This is a genomic window from Nonomuraea sp. NPDC050540 (genome assembly GCF_044457485.1).
In the GTDB taxonomy this organism is placed as follows: domain Bacteria; phylum Actinomycetota; class Actinomycetes; order Streptosporangiales; family Streptosporangiaceae; genus Nonomuraea.
Window position 1 is genome coordinate 1,182,176 of the sequence record NZ_JBITHA010000001.1, and the last position, 17,585, is coordinate 1,199,760.

Here is a 17,585-nt window from a genome sequence, read left to right on the forward strand (position 1 = left end):
AAAATGAGTTCGCGGGAACTGGCAATTGCCGGCCGAGTGATCTCGGATGGTTCCGACGCGTATGTAATCGCGGAGATCGGGCACAACCACGAGGGCGACCTGGATAAGGCGGAAGAACTCGTCCTGAAGGCCGCCGCCGCAGGAGCGAGCGCGGCCAAACTCCAGAAGCGCGAGAACACGACCTTGTACACCAAGGCGATGTACGACGAGCCCTATACCGGCAGAAACAGCTACGGCGCCACCTACGGCGCGCACAGAGAGGCCCTCGAATTCGGCCACCACGAATACACGCACCTCGTGAAGGTGGCCGGCGAGGCGGGCATCGACTTCATCTCCACCGCCTTCGACTTCGCCAGCGTCGACTTCCTCGTCGGCATCGGCGTACCGGCGATCAAGCTGGCCTCCGCCGACCTCACGAACACCCCGCTGCTCAGCTACGCCGCGAAGACCGGCCTGCCGCTGATCATGAGCAGCGGCGGCGCGGACATGACCGACGTGCGCCGGGCGCTCGACGTGGTGCTGCCGATCAACTCCAACGTGGCGATGCTCCAGTGCACCGCCATCTACCCGGTCTCGGCCACCGACCTGAACCTGTCGGTCATCGGCACCTACCGGCGGGAGTTCCCGCACGTCGTGGTCGGCTTCTCCGGACACGACCTCGGACCCGACCTCAGCTACGTCGCCTACGCGCTGGGCGCCCGGGTGGTCGAGAAGCACTTCACCCTCGACCGCACCCGGCCGGGCAGCGACCACCACTTCTCCCTCGAACCGGAACAACTGGCAGAACTGGTGGCCGGGCTGCGCCGTACCCGGGAGTCGCTCGGCTCGGGGGACAAGCGCCAGCTGCCCGCGGAGGCGCCGGCCCTGCGGAAGCTGGGCAAGAAGCTGGTCGCGGCCCGTGACCTGGACACCGGCCACGTGCTGACCGAGGACGACATCGCGATCAAGTCACCCGGCGGCGACGGCATGCGGCCGTACCTGCTGGGACAGGTCGTGGGGCGCACGCTGCGCGCGCCGCTGGCCTTCGACGCCGACCTCAGCCCCGACCTTCTCGACTGAGGGTGACTGCGCTGAACATCGACCTCACCGGGGAGATCGCGGTCGTCACCGGCGTCCTGGGCCGGCTCGGCGCGGTCTGGACCGACGCGCTGCTCGGCGCGGGCGCCAAGGTGCTCGGCCTCGACATCCACGCCGAGCTGAGCGCGGAGCTGGCCGAGACCCTGACCCGCCACGGCGACGAGCGATTCGTGCTCGCCAAGGCCGACATCACCGACCGGCTCAGCCTGGGCGCGGCACTGGAGTCGTGCCTGGCCGAGCTGGGCCGGCCGGCCATCCTGGTCAACAACGCCGGGATCGACCAGCCGCCGTCGGCCACCACCGGGAGCTGGACGTTCGAGGACATCCCCGACGAGCGTTCGGCGGCCGTGCTGGACGTCAACCTGCACGGCACGCTGCGCGCCTGCCAGGTGTTCGGCGCCGAACTGGCCAGGAACGGCCGGGGCTCGGTGGTCAACATCGGCTCCCTCTACGGGAGCATGGCCCCCGACCCCCGGCTGTACGAGCACCTGCCGCTCGACCCGCCCTTCCTCAAGCCGCCCGCGTACGGCATGTCGAAGGCCGGGGTGTCCGCGCTGACCCGGTACCTGGCCGCGCTGTGGGGCCCGCGCGGCGTGCGGGTCAACACGCTCTCGCCCGGCGGCGTGCTCGGCGGCCAGGACCCCGAGTTCCGCAGGAAGTTCAGCGCCAAAGTGCCCCTGCAGCGGATGGCCCGCCACGAGGACCTGGCGGGCCCGCTGCTCTTCCTCGCCTCCAACCAGAGCAGTTACGTCACAGGAACGGAGTTGCAGGTCGATGGCGGCTACGTCTGCTGGTGAGACCCGCACGCTGGCCTGGGTGCCGGTCAGCGAGATCACGCGCGTGCTCGGCGGCATCGAGGACCCCTGCCGCCGGGCCCACGCCTTCGCCTCCCTCACCAGGATCAACACCCTCTACATGATCATGCGCGCCGGATCCGGGCATCTCGGGTCCAGCTTCAGCGCGGCCGACGTCATCAGCCGGCTCCTGCTCGAAGAGCTGCGCGAGGACGACCTGTTCTTCTCCTCCAAGGGCCACGACGCCCCCGGCCTGTACGCGGCGCTGATCGGCCTCGGCAAACTGGAGGAGGACCTGCTGCACCGGCTGCGCCGCCTCGGCGGCCTGCCCGGCCACCCCGACGTCGGCACCCCGCACATGCCCTTCAACACCGGCTCGCTCGGCATGGGCATCTCCAAGGCCAAGGGCGTCGTGCTGGCCAACCGGCTGCTCGGCCGCGACCAGCGCGTCTACGTGCTGACCGGCGACGGCGAGCTCCAGGAGGGCCAGAACTGGGAGGCCCTGGCCGGCGCGGCCCGCTCCGGCATGGGCGAGCTGACCGTCATCGTCGACCACAACAAGATCCAGTCCGACACCTGGGTACGCGACGTCAGCGACCTCGGCGACCTGGAGGCCAAGTTCACCGCGTTCGGCTGGGCCGTCCTGCGGTGCGACGGGCACGACCAGGAACACCTGGCCGCCACCTTCGCCCGCCGCGCCGACGAGCACGCCGACCGGCCCGCCGTGATCATCGCCGACACGGTGAAGGGCGCGGGCTGCGCGCGCTTCGCCGCGACCTCGATGCGCGAGGACGAGTGGCGCTACCGCTTCCACAGCGGCGCGCCCGCACGCGAGGACTACCTCGCCGCGCACGGCGAACTCCTCGAAGCCGCCCGCGACAGTTGCGGCCCGTTCGGGATGAGCACCGGCGAGGACCGGCCCCCCGTCAAACTCCAGACACCCAAACTCCCCGAGGTGTACGGCGAAGCCCTCGCCACCCTGGCCGCCAGAGACGCCCGGGTGATCGCCTTGGACGCCGACCTCGTGCTCGACACCGGCCTGATCCCGTTCTGGCGCCGCTTCCCCCTGCGCTTCGTCGAATGCGGCATCGCCGAGCAGGACATGGTCTCGATCGCCGGGGGCCTGGCCTACCGGGGGCTGCTGCCGTTCGTGCACTCCTTCTCCTGCTTCCTGCACGCCCGGCCGAACGAGCAGATCTACACCAACGCCACGGAAGGCCGGAAGGTGATCTACGTCGGGTCGCTGGCCGGGCTGCTGCCCGCCGCGCCCGGCCACTCCCACCAGGCGGTCCGCGACGTGAGCGCGCTGGCCGCGATGCCCGGCCTGGTGATCCTGGAGCCGGCGAGCCCCGAGGAGACGCGGGCCGCGGTCGACTTCTGCGCGAACACCCCGCACAGCGTCTACCTCCGGCTGGTCAGCGTGCCGTGCCCGCCGGAGACCGCCACGCTGCCCGCCGCGCCGCTCGTGCCCGGCCGGGGCACCGTCGTGCGCGAGGGCGGCCGGACGGTGGCCATCGGCTCGGGCCCGATCGTCCTGGCCCAGCTGCTGCGCGCGGCCGAGGCGCTGGCCGCGACCGGCCTGGAGCTCACCGTGGTCAACCTGCCCTGGCTCAACCGCGTGGACGCCGGCTGGCTGGCCGACCTCGCCGGCCGCGCCGACCGGCTGTTCGTCGTGGAGAACCACTACACCAGGGGCGGCCAGGCCGACGTCGTCGCCAGGACGCTCCTGGAGCTCGGCCTGCCCGGCCCGCCGGCCTTCCTCGGGATCGGCGTCGAGGACGTGCCCCGCTGCGGGCGCGACGACGAGGTGCTCGCCGCCCACGGGCTGAGCGCCGAGCACCTGGCCGACACCATCCGCAAGCACCTTTCCTGACCAGCACCCCTCCCTGAAAGGACCACCGTGGAGACCATTTACAACGACGTCGAGCGCCCGCCGCGTGAGCTTGTCGACGCCTTCCGCGAGGTGTTGAAGGAGTACAGTCCGAGCTGCCTGGTGACCGACGCGCGCCGCCGTACCGGAGCCATCGGGGGATTGCTGCCGGTGCTGCCGCACCACAAGATCGTCGGGCCCGCGATCACCGTGAACCTGTCCATCGACGACCTCGTCGACTGCATGCCGGTGCTGAGCAGGGCGCAGCCGGGCGACGTGATCGTGCTCGCCTGCCACCGCTCCACCAGGACCGCGATGTGGGGCGGGCTGATGTCCACGCTCTCGCTGAAGGCGGGCGTCGCGGCCGGGATCGTGGACGGCGCCATCCGCGACGTCGACGAGATCCGCGACCTGAACTTCCCGGTCTGGTACCGCGGCACGGTGCCCAGGCCCTCGCCCACCGCCGTGCACAACCGCACGGAGCCGGTGCAGGTGAACGTGCCCGTCGTGGTGGACGGCCAGGTCATCCACCCGGGCGACATCATCGTGGCCGACGAGAACGGCATCGCCGTCGTCCCCTCCGCCGACGCCCAGGACGTGCTGGAAGGCACGCGGGTGCAGATCGGCAAGGAGAAGACGATCCGCGACAAGATCAACTCGGGGGCGACCGTGTCCGAGCTGCTGGCCGAGTTCGGCCACCTGTAAAGGAGACGCGGGGGAATGCGGATCTACCTCACCGGAGCCGACGGGATGCTCGGCACCGCACTGCGCGCCGCGCTGGCCGCCGACCCGCTCACTGCGGGCTGGGACGTGCGCGGCGTCTCCGTGGCCGACTTCGACATCGGCGATCCCGGGGCGGTGCGCGACTCCGTCGAGGGCTTCGCGCCCGACGTCGTCGTCCACACCGCCGCGCACGCGATCGTCGACGAGTGCGAGGCCGACCCGCAGCTCGCGCTGCGCGTGAACGTGGCAGGCGTCCGCAACGTCGCGGACGCCTGCCGCAGGACCGGCAGCCGCCTGGTCTACGTCTCCAGCGACTACGTCTTCGACGGGGCCGACACCCCCGACGGCGGCTACCGCGAGACCGACACCCCGGGCCCGCTCAGCGTGTACGGGCTGAGCAAGCTGGCCGGCGAGCGCATCGTGGCCACCGTCGACGACCACCTCGTCATCCGCACCTCCTGGCTGTTCGGCGGCAGCGACGAGCGCACCGACAACGTGCTCGCCATGATCCGCCAGACCGAGCGGGGCGAGCGCGTACGCCTCATCCACGACCAGTTCAGCTGCCCCACCTACACCGTCGACCTGGCCCGCGCCATGGTGCTGCTGCTCAAGCGGGGCACCGCGGGGACGCTCCACGTGGCCAACACCGGCTCGGCCAGCTGGTTCGACGTCGCCCGGGTGGCGCTGGGGCGCGAGGGCCGCGCCGCCGAGCCGGTCGCGCTCGACGACTGCGGCTTCCTCGGCCGCCGCCCGCGCAACTCCACCCTGAGCACCGGCCGCCTGAAGCACCTCGGGATCACCATGCCGGACTGGTCCGACGCGGTCTCCCGCTACCGCACCCACCTCTCCACAGGGAACGGGAGAACATGAGCAACCGACCCACCTGGCGCACCTGGTCGGGCACCGCGCGCTGCGCACCCGCCACGTTGCTCGCGCCGACCCGCGAGGAGGAGATCGTCCACGCGGTGCGCACCGCGGCCAAGGCCGGCCGCACCGTGCGCCCGGTCGGCACCGGGCACTCCTTCAACCAGCTGGCCTGCACCGACGGCACGCTGCTCGACCTGACCCGCTTCCGCGGCGTCGCCGGCGTGGACCGCGCCGCCGGGACCGTCACCGTGCGCGCCGGAACCTCCTTACACATGCTCAGCACCGCCCTCGACCGCGCCGGGCTGGCGCTCGGCAACCTCGGCACCATCGCCGCGCAGACCGTCGCAGGGGCGCTGGCCACCGGCAACCACGGCACCGGCCTGGCCCATCCGCCGTTCTCCGGCCAGGTCACCCGCCTGCGCCTGGTCACCGCCGACGGCTCCGTACGCGAGTGCGACACCCGCGAGGACCCCGAGCTGTTCCGGTGCGCGCGCACCTCGCTCGGCGCCCTCGGCGTGATCACCGAGGTCACGCTGCGCGTGGTGCCGCGCTTCAACCTGCGCGCCGTGCTCGGCCGCGAGCCGCTCGACGGGCTGCTCGAACGCTTCGGGGAGTGGGCCGGCAGCGCCGAGCACGTCTCGTTCTCCTGGCTGCCGTGGGCCGACAGCGCCGCCACCCGCGCACTGGACCGCACCGCCGCGCCGCCCACGCCGCGCGCCGCGCTGCACCGCTACGACAGCACGCTGGCCGAGGTCCGCTGCGGCCTGTCCGGCCTGGCGGGACGGCTGCGCCCCGGCATCGTCCCGCGCCTGGGCCGTACGCCCGCCACCGGCGAGCGCGTCTCCTACGTGGACACCGCCCACCGGGTCTTCGCCTTCCCGCAGCCGATCAAGTTCCTGGCCATGGAGCACGCGCTGCCGCTGGAGAACATCCCCGCCGCGCTGGCCGGGCTGCGCGGCGCGCTGCGCCGCTTCGGCCACTACTCGCCGTACTCGGTGCTCGTGCGCGTCGGCGCCCCCGACGACTCCCCGCTCAGTCCCGCGTACGGCCGGCGGACCGGTTACGTCAACCTGTGCGTGCCCAGGACGGCGGGCTACATCGAGATCCTGCGCGTCGCCGAGCCCGTCCTGCGCGACCTCGACGCCCGGCCCCACTGGGGCAAGGCGCACACCGCCACCGCCGAGATCCTGCGCCCGCGCTACCCGGAATGGGAGAGCTTCGCGCGCGTGCGCGCCGCGCTCGACCCCGACGGCGTGTTCGCCAACGACTATCTCGGCCGCGTCCTCGGCCCCGTCCACGCAGGGCAGCCCGCGTGATGGCCGTCCGGGGACTGTTCTTCGACTTCGACGGCCTGCTCTGCGACACCGAACGGGCCGCCAGGCAGTCCTGGCGCGACCTCTACGCCCGCTTCGGCCTCGCCTTCCCCGAGTCGGTGTGGGCGGCGATGACCGGACGCTCCTCCGGCGCCGAGATCGCGGCCGGGCATTTCGGGCGCACGCTCGGCCGCGCGGTGACCGAGGAAGAGGTCGCCTGGCGGCTGGCCCGCAAGCAGGAGCTGTCCGACGCCGAGCCGCTGCGGCCCGGCGTACGGGCGCTGGCCGGGGAGGCCGCGCGGCGCGGCATCCGGCTGGCGGTGGTCTCCGGCTCGCCGCGGACCTGGGTGGCCGGGCACCTCGGGCGGCTCGGGGCGCTCGAGTGGTTCGACCACCTGGTCACCGCCGACGGCGGCATCGCGGTGAAGCCCGCTCCCGACCTGTACCTGCTGGCCCTGCGGCGGTGCGGGCTGCGGGCCGAGGAGGTGCTGGCGCTGGAGGACTCCGAGGTGGGGGTCGCCGCCGCGCGGGCCGCCGGACTGCGCTGCGTCGCCGTGCCCAGCGCCGCCGGCCGCCACGCCGACCTCGGCGCCGCCAGCGCCGTTCTCGACACCCTGTACCAGATCTCGCTCGACGGCCTGGAGGTGGCGGCCGCATGACGCACGCACTGGAGAGCCAGGCACTCGACTCCCTGGCCGCCCGCGGCAGCGGGCACCCGGAGTGGATCTGGCGCGACGGCGCCCTCGTGCCGTGGGAGCAGGCCACCGTGCACGTCAACGCGGTCGGCCACGCCTCGGTCGCCGCCGTCTTCGAGGGCATCAAGGCCTACCTCGCCGCGGACGGGCGCCGCCTGCTGGCCTTCCGGCTCGACGATCACCTGCGCAGGTTGTTCGACTCGGCGCGGCTGTGCCGGCTCGACCTGCCCGGCAGCGTGGACAGCCTGCGGGAGGCCATTCTCGGCCTGCTGCGCGCCAACGCCTGCCGTACCGACACCTACATCCGGCCGTGGGCCTTCCCGCGCGGCGTGATCCGCGAGCAGATGGTCCCGGCCGGCAGCCGCTGCGAGATCGTCGTCGACAGCTGGCCCTTCCACAGCCACCTGCTGACGCCGCGCGGCTGCCGCGCCGCGGTCAGCTCGTGGATCCGGGTCAGCGACGCGTCCATGCCGCCGCGGGCCAAGACGTTCTCCAACTACCACAACGGCCGGCTGGCGATGATGGAGGCCAGGGAGAACGGCCACGACTGGCCCATCCTGCTCAACGACCGGCACAAGGTCAGTGAGGGTCCCGGCGCCTGCGTCGCCCTCGTGCGCGACGGTACGGTGATCACCCCGTCGCTGACCAGCGGCCTGCTGGCCGGGCTGACCAGGGACAGCGTCTGCGCGCTGACCGGCGACCTCGGGCTGGCGCTGGAGGAGCGGGAGGTGGACCGCAGCGAGCTCTACCTGGCCGACGAGGTGTTCTTCATGGGCACCGCCTGGGAGATCCTGCCGGTCACGACCGTCGACGGCCGCCGCGTGGGCGACGGGACGATGGGACCGGTGACGGCGCGGCTGGAGCGGGAGTACGCGGCGATCGTGCGCGGACGCTCCGAGCGCCACCCGGAGTGGCTGACCGAGATCCCGCTCGACCCCGGCTGAGGGGGCCCGCCCGGACCGCCGGGCCCCCTCGCCGTTCAGATCGCCGTTCAGATCGCGAAGGACTTCACCATGTCGACCGTCTCCCGCGCGCACCCCCACGAGAAGCTGAACCCGGCGCCGCCGTGCGCGTAGTTGTGCACGATCCGGGTCCCCGGCTCGCTCTCCAGGCAGACGTTCTGCTTGCGGAAGGGCCGCAGGCCGGCGCGTACCGGCTCGACCGGGTCGATCTCCGCCTTGCCGATCGCCGGCATGAACTGCACGCACCGGTTGTACATGTCGCGTACCGGCTGGTGGTTGTCGAGGTTGATGTCGGTGCTCCACTGGTCGGGCTCGGCGAGGCCGCCCAGCACGACGAGGTTCTCGCCGCGGGGCACGATGAACACGATGTCCTGCTCGTCCCCGTTGCGCTCGTCGTGGGAGACGCAGTGCGCCTCCTCGATCTTCGGGATCCGGGTGCCGTCGTTGAGCACCCGCACCAGCGCGCCGCGCAGCGGGTACATGGGTACCCCGTGCAGTTCCGCCGCGCCGAGGCCGGTGCAGTTGACGATCGCGTCCACGCCGTACGCCTGGTGCAGCTCGCGCTCCTGCTCACGCAGCAGGCCCGAGACCCGCGCCCGCACGACTTTGACCCCGGCCTCCTCCGCCTGCCGCAGCAGCCAGCCGGTGTAGGTGTCGGTGTCGATCATGGGGGCGAGGTGCCGGTAGGCGTCCTGGATCCCGTACGTCGGGTTCACGCCGTTGGCCGAGGCGAGGCCGGGGTCACGCTCGAACCCGCGTACCCTGACGGCCAGTTCGTTCATCTTGTTCTGGTCGTGGACGTGCTGCTCGACACGGTGGGTGAAGTAGAAGTTCGAGACCCGCATGAACACGCCCGTCGACGAGTCGGCGGCGAGGCCGTCGAAGATCTCGTACGACTCCATGCACCACCCCTTCGAGCGCGACAACGAGATCTGGTCATGGTGGTAGCCGCACACCGCCGGCGGCCACTCCCACAAGGCGCCCGCCACCACGGACACGCACTGCGAGGCGTCCTTCTCGGCGGCGACGACGACCTCGAACCCGGCCCGCGACAACGACAGGGCCGTGGTCAGGCCGCTCACCCCGGCGCCGATCACAAGGACGCGCTCGGCCCGTTTCCTGATGATCTCGGTCATGGCTGCAACCCCTCATTCGTGCGGAAAGGTGAAGACGCTGGTGGTACGCATCGGCGGCTGCGTGGACGGGCTGATGATCGGCCCCGAGCCGGCCGGGATGGCGCGGATGAACGACGAGCCCGCGTAGCCGCGGTCGGTGAAGAAGAAGCTCCAGGCGGCGATCCAGTCGGCCACCTCGCCGCTGCCGGCGTCGCAGACCGGCTCGGACTGCGGCGTCACCCGCCGCTGGACGATGTAGCCGTCGCCGGTGTGCGCCGCCACCGCCTCCCGCCACTCCCGCTCGCCGGCCGCCCACCCGGCGACCGTCCCGGTGCCGGCGTAGCCGACGCGCGGCTTGAGGATGAGCGAGTCGCGCTCGGCCAGCGCCTGCTCGACCACGTCCGCGCCCGACAGGGCCCGCGTCCACGGCAGCACCCGGTCGATCAGCGCGGACTCCTCGGCCGTGAACGCCTCCCGCCAGCGCGGGTCCGACAGCAGGTACATGCAGCCCTTGTTGGAGTAGAGATAGCTGTCGAGCGTTGAATGGAGAACAGTCCGGCCCGATTCGTGGGCCCGCACAATCGGCTCCAAGAGCTCTTCCCCTGACGGGTCAGAGCATATTTCGTCGACCGAGAAATAGCGCAGGACCATGTCGACCGGCGTGCCGTCCAGAAAGAGCTTTCCGGCTTTTTCCTTGAACTGCCCTGCCTCGGCGAGCCGTACGTCGAGACCGGCCGCGCCCATTTGCTCCCGCAGCACCTGCATACGGTGCCCATAGGCGGCCAGGCCGTCCGTCCATTCGGTCATGGCCACCACCGGGCTGTCGCCTTCCGCCACGGGCGCGGCGATGTCGCGCAGGGCGGCGGCGAACTCGGCGGCCGTGTCGGAGAACCCGAGCCGGTGCTCCTCGGCGAAAGCCCGGAACTCGGGCACCTCCAGCAGCGCCCGGTTGACCGCCGCCTGGTCGAGCCCGCCGAGCGCGCTGCAGATGTTGAGCTCCAGCAGCTTGAACGCCGAGCCGTCGAAATACACGTCAGGCCGGGCGTACCTGGGCGGATTGCGGGTCGCGTTCCTCGTCATGACCGCGGCGTGCCGGGGACTGACACCCAGCGTCGCGCAGTACGCCGCCAGGTCGCCGTCGAACAACCGCCACGGCAGCGACACCAGCAGATCCAGGAACGGCCGCAGATCGGCGGCGAACTCACGCAGCCGGGCCTCGCCGGCGAACCACGGCCGATCCGCCAGCCGCTGCCCGTAGGCGTGGGCGAAGGCCGGGGAGAACGGCGCCCGCCGTACCGCGTCACGCAGGCCGGAGCGCTCGTCCAGACATTGATCGATGTAATGCTTGGTCACGGAATTCGGCATGGCGGAATCCCCTTCTGAACATACGTGGGAAAACGGCGCGCCCGTACGGCGTGCGCCAGATGTTCATCCCCGATTACCCCTTGGACGCGACGTTATGGGCCCCGGCGGCGGCTGCCAATCTATTCGGGCTGAGCCGAATCGAGGGCCTTTCAGTATTCCTTAAAGATGCACCGCAGAGTTTTTCGCTGGTCGTCGGGGGTGGGGCTGGATAAACTCGGCGCGGGCGTCGGCCCTGTATCCATCGACTTTCCGACGGCTTTCCATCGACCCAGACAGGGGCTCACCGCATGTTGCGCACCTTCATGAATTCCAAGATCCACCGGGCCACGGTCACCGACAGCGACCTGAACTACGTGGGCTCGCTCACGCTCTCGCCCGAACTGCTGGAGGCGGCGGGTATCGGCGTGCACGAACTGGTGCACGTCGTCAACGTCAACAACGGCGCCCGGTTCGAGACGTACACGATCCTTGGGACGCCGGGCGCCAACGAGGTCGTGGTGAACGGCGCCGCGGCCCGGCTCGTCCAGCGCGGCGACACCGTCATCATCATCACCTACGCCCAGCTGGCCGAGAACGAGATCGCCGAGCACCGGCCCCGCGTCGTCCTGGTGGACGAGCAGAACCGCATCCTCGAACCCGCCTTGACCTGACCATCCAGGAAAACCCGGCGCCGGCCCCGCCCGCCGGCGCCGGGGACCCCTCCTGGGGGCATCCTGTCCGGGTGACGACTCACGGGGACCGTTCCGCTGCTCCGCTCCGCCCAGGCGGTCCGACCGGCGAGGTGCGGTTCAAGGGCGATGAGGGAAAGAGCGGGCGCCGGCCTTCCGGATGATCCTGCTCTGGGGAGCTGCGTGCCTCCGAGATCACCGGACAGTGGCACGGGATGGCGGCGTCCGGAGGCGCGTCGAAGGTGAGCAACCAGGTGCGCGAGCGGGGCGAGGATCCTGGACGGGCTGAGACTGGCCCGGTGGCCGTGCTGGTGGACGATACTGGGATTGAACCAGTGACCTCTTCCGTGTCAGGGAAGCGCTCTCCCGCTGAGCTAATCGTCCTGGGATTATTCAGTTGTTCACGAGCGGAAGACGGGATTCGAACCCGCGACCCTCACCTTGGCAAGGTGATGCTCTACCACTGAGCCACTTCCGCATGGCGCTTGACCTACTTTAGCGGATCCTGGCGGTCCGCTGTACAACCGAGGTGGAGACGGGATTTGAACCCGTGTGGACGGCTTTGCAGGCCGCTGCCTCGCCTCTCGGCCACTCCACCAGGAGATCGCACTCCGAGCGGAAGACGGGATTTGAACCCGCGACCCTCACCTTGGCAAGGTGATGCTCTACCACTGAGCCACTTCCGCGTGTGTCCGGCGGCGAGCGCCGGTCACGGGAAAACCATATCGCTTCCGTGGAGTGCCCGTGCGCAACGCGCGTGTGCGCGCCTCACCTGACGACCCGTACGTCCTCCGCCCGTACGAACATCACCCGGTGCCCGAGCTGGATCTGGTGGTAGCGCAGCCGGCCCTTGACGGTGTCGTGGTGGGCGGGGTGGATGGAGTCGGCGCGGTGGTAGGTGCCGGTCAGGGTGAGGTCCGCGGAGTAGGACTGGCCGCGGCGGATGACGTAGTTCAGGGGGACGTGGCGCTGGAAGCGGCTCCTTGACCCGGCATAGGCGGATTTTTCGGGGTACGCCCGGCCGTACACCCGCACCTTGTCCTTCACCGGCGTCACCAGCGGGCCCTCGGCCGGGATGGCGGTCGGTGCGGACGGCGGGTTGCGGAACCAGGCCCTCTGGCCCAGGTACCAGATCGCGGTCCACTCGCCCTCGCGCCCGGCCACGGCGAAGCGCTGGCCGGTCGAGGCGCGGGCGCTGTGGTCGTACACGCTGTAGGTGCTGTCCTTGCCCACGCGCTTGCCGATGTCGTCGACGAGCGGCGCGTCCTCGCGCGGCGCGGTGCGCAGCCACACCGACGCCGAGCCCTGCGACGGGCAGGCGCGGGCGGGGCGCTTGCTCGAACAACCGGTGTAGCGCTCGCGATGCTCGTCGAAGTCGGGGCGGATGATCACCGAGTCGCCGTTCCCCGCCGGCTTGAGCGGGGCGTCCATGAGGGCGAAGTAACGGGCCCAGTCCCAGTACGGGCCGGGGTCCTCGTGCATGCCGGGCACGGTGCCGGGGGTGGTGCCCGGCACGTTGTCGTGGCCGATGATGTGCGCGCGGTCGAGCGGCACCTTGTACACCGACGCCAGGTGCTTCACCAGCCGTGCCGACGAGCGGTACATCGCCTCGGTGTACCAGGTGCCGCCCCGCGCCAGATAGCCCTCGTGCTCGATGCCGACGGAGCGCGAGTTGATATCCCAGTTGCCCGCATGCCAGGCAATGTCGCGATTTCGCACGTGTTGGGCGACATGTCCGTCGCGGGAGCGGATGGTGTAGTGCCAGCTGACGTATCGGGGGTTGTCCACCATGGACGGCACGCCCGCGTAGGAGCCCTCGGTGTCGTGGATGACGATGTAGTCGACGCGCCGCGGCCGGTTCAGGCGGTCGTGGTTGCCGTAGTCCTTCTTCTTGCCGAACTTCTTGAAGGCCGCGGGCATCCACTCGCAGTCCAGCGACGCCGGGCACTCGGCCGGGTTGGCCGCCTTCCGCATCGGGCGCGCGGGCGGCACCGCCTCGGGCGCGGCGGTCAGCCGGACGAGGGAGCCGTCCTCGGTACGGCGGGCCGCACCCGTCCTCATCAGCGCGAACACCTCGTCCGCGAACCCACGCGACCCCGCGTACCGCACCACCGCGTCATACCAGTCGGCCGGTGCCGTGCTGGGCCGCGCCTGATAGGAGGCCAGCAGCGCCGCCCCGCCCTTGATGTTCGCGGCCGGATCGCGCCGCAGCCGCGCCGCCCCGATCCCGCTCAGCCGCGCCGCCTCCCGCAACGTGTCCTCGGAAGCCTCGGAAGCCTCGGGAACCTCGGGAACCTCGGGGGTCGCGGTCAGCCGCATGGGGCGGGCGTCGTCGCCGCGCGGGTCGCCGTCGTGATGACGGCCTTCCGGTACGGCCGCGCCCCCGTCCACCAGGTGCATGGGCCCGTACCCCCCGGACACGCTCGGCCGCCCGGCATGGTCGTCCCACCGCGACTGCAGGTAGGAGACCCCGAGCAGAACGCTGACCGGAACGCCGTACTCCCGGGCCGCCTCGGCGAAGTCGCCCTGCCGTCCGGGCTGGGGGGTGGGTGCGGTCAGGAGGCCGGTGGCGAGGGTGAGGGCGATCCAGTGTGGCATGAAAACTCCCACGGAAAGGCAGCATACAACTACATAGAGTAATCATGCCCTGTGAGAAGAGTGTCACCCGGGGCGTGCGATGCGTATGTGGTCCGATTTTGCGGCCTTGCGAGGCAAAGGCATGGGACGAAGTCACCAATTCCTGCCCGATTTCGGGCAGGAAGTTGTTTGAACGGTCCCCAGATGCGTAATGTCCTCGACTGTGTCCACGGCACGGCATCCCTACGAAGAGCTCATCGCGCACCTGACCAGGACCAGTCCGCTGGGCCCCGGTGAGGCGGCCCGCGTGGTCGCCGAGGTGCTGGCGTACTTCTCCGAAACGGTGGAGGAGTTCGTCCGGCGGCGGCACGCCGAGTTGAAGGCCCGCGGCCTCACCAACGACGAGATCTTCCCCAGGATCGCCGCGGAGTTGCCGGGACGCCGGGTCGCGGCACCGGAGCTGTCCCTGCGCCAGCTGCGCCGCATCGTCTACGGATAAGAGAGGACGCCCGTATGTGCGGAATTGTGGCTTATGTCGGTCCGAAGGACGCCGCCCCCATCCTGCTGGAGGGGCTGCAGCGCCTGGAGTACCGCGGGTACGACTCGGCCGGGGTCGTCGTCTCCAACAAGGGATTCAAGGTCCGCAAGGTCAAGGGCCGGGTGGCCGACCTGGCGCAGGCCGTACCCGCGCGGTTCAAGGGCACGCTCGGCATCGGTCACACGCGGTGGGCCACCCACGGCGTGCCCAGCGACGTCAACGCCCACCCGCACCTTTCCGCAGACGAGCGCGTCGCGGTCGTCCACAACGGCATCATCGAGAACGCCACGGAACTGCGCGCCAAGCTGGAGGCCGACGGCGTCGCCTTCGTCTCCGAGACCGACTCCGAGGTGCTCTCCCACCTGATCGCCCGCACCGTCGAGGAGACCTCCAGCCTGGAGGAGGCGGTCAGGAAGGCGCTCAAGAGCGTCGTCGGCACCTACGGCATCGCCGTCCTCGACGCCGAACGGCCCGGCGAGGTCGTCGTGGCCCGCAACGGCAGCCCGATTGTGCTCGGCATCGGCGAGAAGGAGATGTTCGCCGCCTCGGACGTGGCCGCGCTGGTCCGCTACACCCGCCAGGTCGTCCACCTGGAGGACGGCGAGCTGGCCGTGCTCAAGGCCGACGGCTTCCACACCTTCGCCAGCGGCGGCCTGGAGACCGCGAAGGAGCCGCTGACCGTCGACGTCGAGGCCGGGCACTACGACACCGGCGGCTTCGAGCACTACCTGCTCAAGGAGATCTCCGAGCAGCCCGAGACCGTCGCGCGCACGCTGCGCGGCCGCCTCGACGAGCGCTTCCACATCGCCCACCTGGGCGGGCTCAACATGGACGCGCGCGAGACCCGCTCCTTCCGCCGCGTGAAGATCATCGGCTGCGGTTCCGCCTACTACTCCGGCCAGATCGGCGCCCAGCTCATCGAGGAGCTCGCCCGCATCCCCGCCGACGCCGAGCCCGCCTCGGAGTTCCGTTACCGCAACCCCGTCGTCGACCCCGACACCCTGTACGTCGCGATCAGCCAGTCGGGTGAGACCTACGACACGCTCGCCGCCGTCCAGGAGCTCAAGCGCAAGGGCGGCCGTGTCATCGGCATCGTCAACGCCGTCGGCAGCGCCATCGCCCGCGAGGTGGACGGCGGCATCTACCTGCACGCCGGGCCTGAGGTCTCGGTCGCCTCCACCAAGGCCTTCACCTCGACGGCGGTGGCGTTCGCGCTGCTGGCCCTGCACTTCGGCCGCGTGCACGACCTCTCGCCCGCCGACGGCCGCCGCATCGTGGACGGCCTGGCCAAGCTGCCCGACCAGATCGAGGAGATCCTCAAGCAGGGCGACCGGATCAGGGACTTCGCGCGGAAGTACGCGGGCCGCCCGTCGATCATGTTCGTCGGCCGGGTGCGCGGCTATCCCGTGGCCAGGGAGGGCGCGCAGAAACTCAAGGAGATCTCCTACATCCACGCCGAGGCCTACCCGGCCAGCGAGCTCAAGCACGGGCCGCTCGCGCTCATCGGCCCCGAGATGCCGACGGTGGCGATCGTCCCCGACGACGAACTCCTGGACAAGAACCTCACCACACTCGGCGAGATCCGCGCCCGCGGCGGCAACGTTCTCATGATCGGCCACCGCGAGCCCGACGCCAAGTTGGCCGACGACGCGATCGTCGTGCCGAAGAACGAGATCGAGCTGGACCCCATCCTGCTGACGATCCCGCTGCAACTGCTGGCCTACCACGCCGCCGTGGCCCTGGAGCGGGACGTCGACAAGCCCCGCAACCTGGCCAAGAGCGTCACCGTCGAGTAGGGGCTACCTGCGCACGGGCAGGTGGAGCGGGCGGACCATGATGCTGCCCACCGTCCATTCCACCTCATCGGCCGGTACGGCCAGCCGCAACCCCGGCATGCGCGCGGCCAGCACGCCCAGGAACTCCTGCACTTCCGCCGTGGCCAGGTTGGCGCCCGCGCAGTAGTGGGCGCCGCGGCCGAAGGAGAGGTGCGACTGCCCGGCGGCGCGGTCGAAGTCCATGGTGGCGGGGGAGGGGAAGACCTCGGGGTCGAAGTTGGCCCCGGAGAAGGAGGCGATGACGCCTTCGCCCTTCCTGATCGGGCCCGAGGGCAGCTCGACGTCCTCGGTGGCGACGCGGATGAGCGGGCTGTCGCCGGGCTGCTCCACGCGGAACAGCTCCTCGGTCGCCTTCGGGATCACGCCGGGGTCGGCGACCAGGCGTGCGAAGCCGTCGCGGGGAGCCAGCAGCCGCAGTGCCGCCCTGGACAGGATCGAGCCGGTCGTCTCGTGCCCGGCCAGGAACAGCCCGAGCGTCATACGGACGAGCTCTTCCTCGGTGAGCCGGTCGGCGCCGTCCCTGGCCTCGATCATGGCCGCGAGCAGGCCGTCGCCCGGGGAGTCGCGGTGCTCGGCGATCATCGTGGCGCAGTAGGCGTAGAACTCCGCGGCCGAACCGGCCTTCTCCTCCTCGGTGAGTCCGGAGGAGGAGAGCATGGCGTCCGACCAGCGCCGCACGCGCTCGCTGTCGATGCCGGGCACCCCCATGACATCGCAGATCACCTGGACGGGCAGCGGGAAGGCGAACTCGGTCACGAAGTCGAACTCGGCGGGCAGCCGGTCGGCGAGATCGGTGGCCAGCTCGCGCAGGCGGGGGCGCCAGCCGTTCACCTGACGCGGGGTGAAGGTGCCTGACAGCAGGCGGCGCAGCCGGGTGTGGCCGGGCGGGTCCATGCCGATCAGGCCGCCGGGCGCCTCGGCGATCGTGAAGCCGCTGAACATGCGGGGCGCGCCGGGGTAGGACAGGTCGCGGCTGAAGCGCGGGTCGGTCAGCACCACGACGGCGTCCTCGTAGCGCGTCGCCAGGTGGACGTGGTCGCCGCTCGGTACCCGGACCAGGCCGAGCGGTTCCTTCTCGCGGCGGACGGCGTACAGGTCCGATGGGGCACCCCTCGGACCGGACGGAAAGGGAAAATGCTCTAAATCGGCCATGAATCGGACGGTATCCAGTGAAGTCATGGCTGAG

At 70.9% G+C, this 17,585-nt stretch carries 15 protein-coding genes and 4 tRNA genes; 11 read left to right on the plus strand and 8 right to left on the minus strand.

What is annotated here, in order from left to right; translation table 11 throughout:
- Positions 1 to 36: 36 nt before the first annotated feature.
- The 8 genes from ACIBI5_RS05330 to ACIBI5_RS05365 are packed head-to-tail and all read left to right on the plus strand — an operon-like array spanning position 37 to position 8,283.
- Positions 37 to 1,059 carry an N-acetylneuraminate synthase family protein gene (locus tag ACIBI5_RS05330; RefSeq protein ID WP_397243389.1) on the plus strand — a complete coding sequence of 341 codons (1,023 nt, stop codon included), beginning with the start codon at positions 37 to 39 and terminating at the stop codon, positions 1,057 to 1,059.
- Positions 1,060 to 1,061: 2 nt separating this feature from the next.
- A complete protein-coding gene (locus ACIBI5_RS05335; RefSeq protein WP_397243390.1) occupies positions 1,062 to 1,874 on the plus strand; it encodes an SDR family oxidoreductase in 813 nt (270 codons plus the stop codon).
- The gene (locus ACIBI5_RS05340; protein ID WP_397243392.1) at positions 1,852 to 3,744 is read left to right on the plus strand and encodes a transketolase C-terminal domain-containing protein; all 1,893 of its coding nucleotides are present in this window, start codon (positions 1,852 to 1,854) and stop codon (positions 3,742 to 3,744) included. The genes ACIBI5_RS05335 and ACIBI5_RS05340 overlap by 23 nt, the downstream gene beginning before the upstream one ends.
- Before the next feature lie 27 nt (positions 3,745 to 3,771).
- A complete protein-coding gene (locus tag ACIBI5_RS05345; RefSeq protein WP_397243394.1) occupies positions 3,772 to 4,446 on the plus strand; it encodes an RraA family protein in 675 nt (224 codons plus the stop codon).
- Between the two features lie 15 nt (positions 4,447 to 4,461).
- A complete protein-coding gene (gene rfbD, locus ACIBI5_RS05350) occupies positions 4,462 to 5,334 on the plus strand; it encodes a dTDP-4-dehydrorhamnose reductase (protein ID WP_397243396.1) in 873 nt (290 codons plus the stop codon).
- Positions 5,331 to 6,647, plus strand: a complete 1,317-nt coding sequence (locus tag ACIBI5_RS05355) for a D-arabinono-1,4-lactone oxidase (protein WP_397243398.1) — start codon at positions 5,331 to 5,333, stop codon at positions 6,645 to 6,647. The genes rfbD and ACIBI5_RS05355 overlap by 4 nt, the downstream gene beginning before the upstream one ends.
- Positions 6,647 to 7,303 (plus strand): HAD family hydrolase, encoded by a 657-nt coding sequence (locus tag ACIBI5_RS05360; protein WP_397243797.1) that lies wholly within the window; start codon positions 6,647 to 6,649, stop codon positions 7,301 to 7,303. The genes ACIBI5_RS05355 and ACIBI5_RS05360 overlap by 1 nt, the downstream gene beginning before the upstream one ends.
- Complete coding sequence (locus ACIBI5_RS05365) at positions 7,300 to 8,283, plus strand: branched-chain amino acid transaminase (protein WP_397243400.1); 984 nt, start codon at positions 7,300 to 7,302, stop codon at positions 8,281 to 8,283. Before ACIBI5_RS05360 ends, ACIBI5_RS05365 begins: the two co-directional genes overlap by 4 nt.
- 47 nt (positions 8,284 to 8,330) lie before the next feature.
- On the opposite strand, the gene ACIBI5_RS05370 is transcribed toward ACIBI5_RS05365, so the two are convergent.
- Together ACIBI5_RS05370 and ACIBI5_RS05375 are read right to left on the minus strand one after the other, a co-directional pair.
- Positions 8,331 to 9,437, minus strand: coding sequence for an FAD-dependent oxidoreductase (locus ACIBI5_RS05370; protein WP_397243402.1), 1,107 nt, complete (start codon positions 9,435 to 9,437; stop codon positions 8,331 to 8,333).
- A 12-nt stretch (positions 9,438 to 9,449) separates the two neighbouring features.
- Positions 9,450 to 10,769, minus strand: a complete 1,320-nt coding sequence (locus ACIBI5_RS05375) for a hypothetical protein (RefSeq protein WP_397243404.1) — start codon at positions 10,767 to 10,769, stop codon at positions 9,450 to 9,452.
- Between the two features lie 299 nt (positions 10,770 to 11,068).
- Between ACIBI5_RS05375 and panD the strand changes: the two genes are divergently transcribed.
- Positions 11,069 to 11,431, plus strand: a complete 363-nt coding sequence (gene panD, locus ACIBI5_RS05380) for an aspartate 1-decarboxylase (RefSeq protein ID WP_397243406.1) — start codon at positions 11,069 to 11,071, stop codon at positions 11,429 to 11,431.
- A gap of 327 nt (positions 11,432 to 11,758) precedes the next feature.
- Here the strand turns inward: panD and ACIBI5_RS05385 are convergent.
- From ACIBI5_RS05385 to ACIBI5_RS05405, 5 genes are all read right to left on the minus strand, one after another.
- Positions 11,759 to 11,833: transfer RNA gene (locus tag ACIBI5_RS05385), tRNA-Val, on the minus strand.
- 22 nt (positions 11,834 to 11,855) lie between these two features.
- A tRNA-Gly gene (locus ACIBI5_RS05390) sits at positions 11,856 to 11,927 on the minus strand.
- 49 nt (positions 11,928 to 11,976) lie between these two features.
- A tRNA-Cys gene (locus tag ACIBI5_RS05395) sits at positions 11,977 to 12,047 on the minus strand.
- Between the two features lie 16 nt (positions 12,048 to 12,063).
- A tRNA-Gly gene (locus ACIBI5_RS05400) sits at positions 12,064 to 12,135 on the minus strand.
- Positions 12,136 to 12,217: 82 nt separating this feature from the next.
- Positions 12,218 to 14,047 carry an N-acetylmuramoyl-L-alanine amidase gene (locus tag ACIBI5_RS05405; RefSeq protein ID WP_397243408.1) on the minus strand — a complete coding sequence of 610 codons (1,830 nt, stop codon included), beginning with the start codon at positions 14,045 to 14,047 and terminating at the stop codon, positions 12,218 to 12,220.
- Between the two features lie 190 nt (positions 14,048 to 14,237).
- Between ACIBI5_RS05405 and ACIBI5_RS05410 the strand changes: the two genes are divergently transcribed.
- Together ACIBI5_RS05410 and glmS are read left to right on the plus strand one after the other, a co-directional pair.
- Positions 14,238 to 14,525 carry a hypothetical protein gene (locus ACIBI5_RS05410; protein WP_184962258.1) on the plus strand — a complete coding sequence of 96 codons (288 nt, stop codon included), beginning with the start codon at positions 14,238 to 14,240 and terminating at the stop codon, positions 14,523 to 14,525.
- A 14-nt stretch (positions 14,526 to 14,539) separates the two neighbouring features.
- Entirely contained in the window at positions 14,540 to 16,360 is a 1,821-nt protein-coding gene (glmS, locus tag ACIBI5_RS05415; protein ID WP_397243410.1) for a glutamine--fructose-6-phosphate transaminase (isomerizing), read from the plus strand.
- 3 nt (positions 16,361 to 16,363) lie between these two features.
- Here glmS and ACIBI5_RS05420 read toward each other — a convergent pair whose 3' ends face one another.
- Positions 16,364 to 17,551 (minus strand): cytochrome P450, encoded by a 1,188-nt coding sequence (locus ACIBI5_RS05420; RefSeq protein ID WP_397243412.1) that lies wholly within the window; start codon positions 17,549 to 17,551, stop codon positions 16,364 to 16,366.
- Positions 17,552 to 17,585 lie beyond the last annotated feature (34 nt).

Coding starts and splice junctions, on each gene's coding strand:
- ACIBI5_RS05405 (WP_397243408.1), bottom strand. CDS start 14,047: ATGCCACACTGGATCGCCCTCACCCTCGCCACCGGCCTCCTGACCGCA.
- ACIBI5_RS05360 (WP_397243797.1), top strand. CDS start 6,647: ATGGCCGTCCGGGGACTGTTCTTCGACTTCGACGGCCTGCTCTGCGAC.
- rfbD (WP_397243396.1), top strand. CDS start 4,462: ATGCGGATCTACCTCACCGGAGCCGACGGGATGCTCGGCACCGCACTG.
- ACIBI5_RS05365 (WP_397243400.1), top strand. CDS start 7,300: ATGACGCACGCACTGGAGAGCCAGGCACTCGACTCCCTGGCCGCCCGC.
- ACIBI5_RS05355 (WP_397243398.1), top strand. CDS start 5,331: ATGAGCAACCGACCCACCTGGCGCACCTGGTCGGGCACCGCGCGCTGC.
- ACIBI5_RS05370 (WP_397243402.1), bottom strand. CDS start 9,437: ATGACCGAGATCATCAGGAAACGGGCCGAGCGCGTCCTTGTGATCGGC.
- ACIBI5_RS05410 (WP_184962258.1), top strand. CDS start 14,238: ATGTCCTCGACTGTGTCCACGGCACGGCATCCCTACGAAGAGCTCATC.
- ACIBI5_RS05420 (WP_397243412.1), bottom strand. CDS start 17,551: ATGGCCGATTTAGAGCATTTTCCCTTTCCGTCCGGTCCGAGGGGTGCC.
- ACIBI5_RS05340 (WP_397243392.1), top strand. CDS start 1,852: ATGGCGGCTACGTCTGCTGGTGAGACCCGCACGCTGGCCTGGGTGCCG.
- glmS (WP_397243410.1), top strand. CDS start 14,540: ATGTGCGGAATTGTGGCTTATGTCGGTCCGAAGGACGCCGCCCCCATC.
- panD (WP_397243406.1), top strand. CDS start 11,069: ATGTTGCGCACCTTCATGAATTCCAAGATCCACCGGGCCACGGTCACC.